Consider the following 4,342-nt stretch of genomic DNA (forward strand, 5'->3'; position numbering starts at 1 on the left):
GGTATGGCTTTTTCAAATAATTTTATATCAACATACGGTTCATCAGTATCGCCAACAATCTCAAATTGAGTAAACATTACAAACATACTTCTGTTTAGTCCGTTGGTACTTCTATTACCAAATCGTAACGAAAGAATTTTTTCATAAGTACTGTAAATATCATCGATAAAACGGCTGTTAGCAGTCGCTTTATAATCACTTAAGTCTTTTAACTGATCAAAGGAAAAACGAACTGTCTGCTCTCCTTTATCACGCATACGTGAAACTATTGAAAAAAAGAGATTCATTTCTACTGGAGAAAATTTTCTTAAAGGAATTGTATTTAATTCAGTATGATATTTAACTAATTCATTTGCCATAGTAAGCCTCCTAATCTAATAAACAAACTATAAAGGAGTGATACTCCTAAGTCAATACCCCATAAACAGACAAAACCACCCCCATAAACAGACAAAACCACCCCCATAAACAGACAAAACCACCCCCATAAACAGACAAAACCACCCCTTAAACATCTTGTATCCCTTGTGGCTCTAAGGCTCAACTGGTGTCTAAAAGAGGTTTAAAAGAGGTTTAAAAGAGATTATAAAAGAGGTACTCTATTTTTCCCACCTAAAAATCACTTCTTTTTATTAAATTGATCTATGCGTAAGACAAAAGGATATAAAAAAGGAGTGAGAGAAAACCACTCTCACATTAAACTTGCAGCAGTCGCTTTACGCTCCTTCGCTAAAACCTAAAACATTTCTCTAAAGAAATGAATTAATAGCCTTAAAACGCAAAAAAAAGAGCTATTTAAGCTCATTTAGTTAAAACTCTTAGTTTGATAAATAAAACGTCTTTCAGACGGTCAGGGTGAACCCTAACAACCCTAGAATTAAAATCAATAGCAAATGATAAGAATAAAAAGCTATTTTATTTCCACCACTGCCACCATCTTTTATTTTCTATATTTTCTTCTAGTAGTTTTGTGTTTTTTTGTTGCTCGTAAAGTAGTAATTGTTGTTGCTGGTTTAGAATTGTTTGAAGTGAATCAATCTGCTCATCTTTTGACATCAATTGTTTATTTTTATCTTCTACTTCCTTTTGCAAAAAATGATTAGAATCTTCAAGGCTTTTAATATATTGAGCTTTAAAATCAACTGCAACATCATTTGTTTCGGTGTTTTGGTCTTTATCTTTAGATAAACCTTTCATAACAAGAGTTACAACTGCATCATCGTACAGTAATGTTTGTCCATCTTGAGCCGCCTCTGTTGCACCAATTGATTTAATGTATCTTGAAACAGTCATTTTAGAAACATTAAGTGTATCAGCCATTTCTTTAATACTTTTCATTATAAACCTCCTGTAACAAACTATAACAACATGCTACCACTTTTGTTGTGGTTATAAAAGATAGTATAAATTGTTAGAAAAATTATGCTATATTAATTAATGGCACTTAGCCTACCAAAGCTATTATAGGTTTGGAGGTGAAACTTGCATGATTGAAAAACTTCTAACGTTAATTATCGCACCGATCATTGTTGGGGCAGTTCTTGAACTGTTTGCTTATTGGTTGGAAAAGCAAGACGATAATTAAGGGCTAATGCCATTCAACCCACACGCTTAGTCGCAAAGCGAAAAAAAAGCCCCAACCACTCGCAATGGTTGGGGCTTTTGTGCTATGAAACTTGCACTCGAAACTTCTAACGTTTTCGCACTTTTATTATATCATGATTTTATTTTTCTATCAAAATATCCATGACCCGACTATGGGATCAGCAACATTATTATTTGAGTTAACATAAAAGCCATTATGCCAAGTTGATTTATTTCTTCACATGTGATATATTTGTCTTATAAAGATACAAATATATCACATATAGGAGGAAAAATAATGAAAAAAGAACTAACAAATAAGAGTTGGCTTATAGGATTTCTTGGATTTTTAGGACTTCTTGGGTTAAAAGGTGAACCTAATCTACTTCTATTTTTTGCTTTTTTTGGTGGATTTCAATATATTTGGTTGTATAAGTTAGGAACGAATTATGATGAGCGATTAATTGAAAATCGAAATAAAGCAGGTATTAAAGCATTTCAAATAGCTTTAGTCTTTGGCTTAATCGCTAATATTATTTTGAGTTTTATGTTTATTGATTACGAAATGTTATATAGAGGAGCATTGCTTATTTTTTCTTTAACATTTGCTATTGGAGTAAATAGTTGGTCATATTTAACTTATAAATACGACAAGGAGGACTAATAATGACTTCTTTTGAATCACAAGTAAAAAAATACAGGCTTTTAAAAGAAATGACACAAGATGAATTAGCTAATGCAGTAGGGATTAGAAGAGAAACTATTGGTCGATTAGAACAAGCGAAATATAATCCATCTTTAGAACTTGCAGTAAAAATTTCAAGAGTACTTGAAGTATCGATAGAAGATTTATTTCAATTTGATTTATAAAAATGTGTTATCTAATTACTAGGTAGACATAATCTGATGTTATACCGAGCTGTAGACTTACCAACGGTTACAGCCGGTGAGATTGTGAATCCGAAAAGGTCTACCTCAAATCAATCAAAAGAAGCCCTATTTCTAGGGCTTCTTTTTTTATCAAGATAGTGAAATTTTAAAATCAATTTTGGTGGGAAATGTTATTAAATGGAATAAGGCAAGCATCGGGTGTGTGCGCACACACCCAAAAAAGAGCTTGTTAGTTGTCACCTAAGACCGAGTAAAAATACAAGGAGAAAGATCTTCAAAGTGAAGAACGTTTCTCCTTGTATTTGCTTGTCGATTCTCTCGATTGTTTTTGGGTTGTTAGGGCTTGTCCTAACCGTCTGAAAGACGCTTAATGAAGAACACTTTTAATTTAATCTGTTTGAACGTCAGAAGCGCATATTTCTTTTGTGAGGGAGTTCATGGTTATCCAGTAGTGTTTTATTTCTTCTAGCTCTTTTAATTCTTTTTTGAATAAGTTAAGACTTAGAGTTTCTTCTAACTGATGAAAAAGCAACACGATAAAGTTTTCTTGATGAGCTTGATGAGTTAAATCAATTTTGTTTTTATGGACGTGTCGTAGCAGTCGATTATAAACAGACATAGAAAATTCATTGAGTAATTCTATCTGATAAATTTTTGATTCCACTTGTTTATCTGTCATGGAAATTCCTCCCGATTTTTTTATGAGGGCGCACTTATACGCACCAAATAAATTTGATTCGATAATCGCTAAGGGCGCACTTATACCCACCAAAATTTTTTGGTGTCTATCGTGCTAAAAAAGAGAGAAGTTCATGTCTAATCTTCTCTCTTTTTTCGTCAAGCGTGTTGGTTAAAATTCGCTACGCTCATGTAAAAGATAAAAGCTAAGAATAGTAAAACTAGATAAGTACAAACTAATTCGTAAGAGCATAAGAGAAAGTGGGCCCACTTTCTAAGTCACAAGTCGTCTGTAGGCTGTGCCTACAGTGTTTCTAACCCCTAAAAACCTTTCTCAAAAAAGTGGCAAATGATGTATTAAATGATGTATAAAAATAGCGAATGATGTATCAAACGATGTATAGAATTAAGTAGAAAACACATAGATTTAAGTGAATGATGTATTAAATGATACATAGAAAAAAGGAATGATACATCAAATGTTACATTCCTTTTTTTCTTTATTTAAAGCCATTTTGTAGTTCTTTAAGCAAATCTTTTCTTAATTTTTCTTCTTCTATTTTGTCTGATTCTTTTTGTTGCTGGCTGTAATAATCTGCTTCATGAGTTCCGATTTTTAACCCTAAAACTTTATCTTTTGCGACCCATTTTTCTTCCTGAGAAAGTTCTCCGTTGTGTTCAATGTTAAACATTTTGATTCGTAAATTTTCTCGTTCTCCTTTAGAAAAATCATCAGCATTTTTTGCTTCAGCTTTAAAAGAAAATTGATAACCGATAACTGGTTTTCCTCTACCTTTTCCATACTTTTTCTTAATAGTAAGACCTCTAAAAAGTGGAGTTAATTCTTCTTTAATTGGTTTGAAAATATTTTTATTAATATCACTTTCACGATAACTTTTAGGTATATCTAATAGCTCACTGAAATCTTCTTTAGAAAAATAAGCATAACCTGTAGTTCTAAATTGTTTTAATAATCGAAACATAGTTTTTGAATAACTGCTTTGTAATTCATTAAACTGTTTAAGAGAATATCGAACCCATTCATCAAGTCCATTTAACAAAGGTATGGCTTTTTCAAATAATTTTATATCAACATACGGTTCATCAGTATCGCCAACAATCTCAAATTGAGTAAACATTACAAACATACTTCTGTTTAGTCCGTTGGTACTTCTATTACCAAATCGTA

The 4,342-nt window shown here is 31.9% G+C and carries 7 protein-coding genes; 3 read left to right on the forward strand and 4 right to left on the reverse strand.

Translation table 11 applies throughout. The features are described from left to right. Together CBF37_RS11395 and CBF37_RS11400 are read right to left on the reverse strand one after the other, a co-directional pair. The coding region (locus tag CBF37_RS11395; RefSeq protein WP_133306822.1) for a replication initiation protein at positions 1–359 on the reverse strand (359 nt) is incomplete at its 3' end. A gap of 556 nt (positions 360–915) precedes the next feature. Beyond that, positions 916–1,338 (reverse strand): helix-turn-helix domain-containing protein, encoded by a 423-nt coding sequence (locus CBF37_RS11400; RefSeq protein WP_125984876.1) that lies wholly within the window; start codon positions 1,336–1,338, stop codon positions 916–918. A 148-nt stretch (positions 1,339–1,486) separates the two neighbouring features. Between CBF37_RS11400 and CBF37_RS11405 the strand changes: the two genes are divergently transcribed. The 3 genes from CBF37_RS11405 (at position 1,487) to CBF37_RS11415 (ending at position 2,454) form a co-directional block, all read left to right on the forward strand. Continuing rightward, positions 1,487–1,585 (forward strand): type I toxin-antitoxin system Fst family toxin, encoded by a 99-nt coding sequence (locus CBF37_RS11405; RefSeq protein WP_125984877.1) that lies wholly within the window; start codon positions 1,487–1,489, stop codon positions 1,583–1,585. Positions 1,586–1,882: 297 nt separating this feature from the next. Then, positions 1,883–2,248, forward strand: coding sequence for a DUF2178 domain-containing protein (locus CBF37_RS11410; protein WP_125984878.1), 366 nt, complete (start codon positions 1,883–1,885; stop codon positions 2,246–2,248). 2 nt (positions 2,249–2,250) lie between these two features. Next, positions 2,251–2,454: a helix-turn-helix transcriptional regulator gene (locus CBF37_RS11415; RefSeq protein ID WP_125984879.1), complete on the forward strand. Its 204-nt coding sequence runs from the start codon at positions 2,251–2,253 to the stop codon at positions 2,452–2,454. Between the two features lie 409 nt (positions 2,455–2,863). On the opposite strand, the gene CBF37_RS11420 is transcribed toward CBF37_RS11415, so the two are convergent. After that, a complete protein-coding gene (locus CBF37_RS11420) occupies positions 2,864–3,154 on the reverse strand; it encodes a hypothetical protein (protein WP_125984880.1) in 291 nt (96 codons plus the stop codon). 499 nt (positions 3,155–3,653) lie between these two features. After that, positions 3,654–4,342, reverse strand: a 689-nt coding sequence (locus CBF37_RS11425) for a replication initiation protein (RefSeq protein WP_133306823.1), incomplete at its 5' end; no start/stop codon positions are given.

The sequence above is a fragment of the Vagococcus vulneris genome (assembly GCF_003950515.1).
GTDB classification, from domain to species: domain Bacteria; phylum Bacillota; class Bacilli; order Lactobacillales; family Vagococcaceae; genus Vagococcus; species Vagococcus vulneris.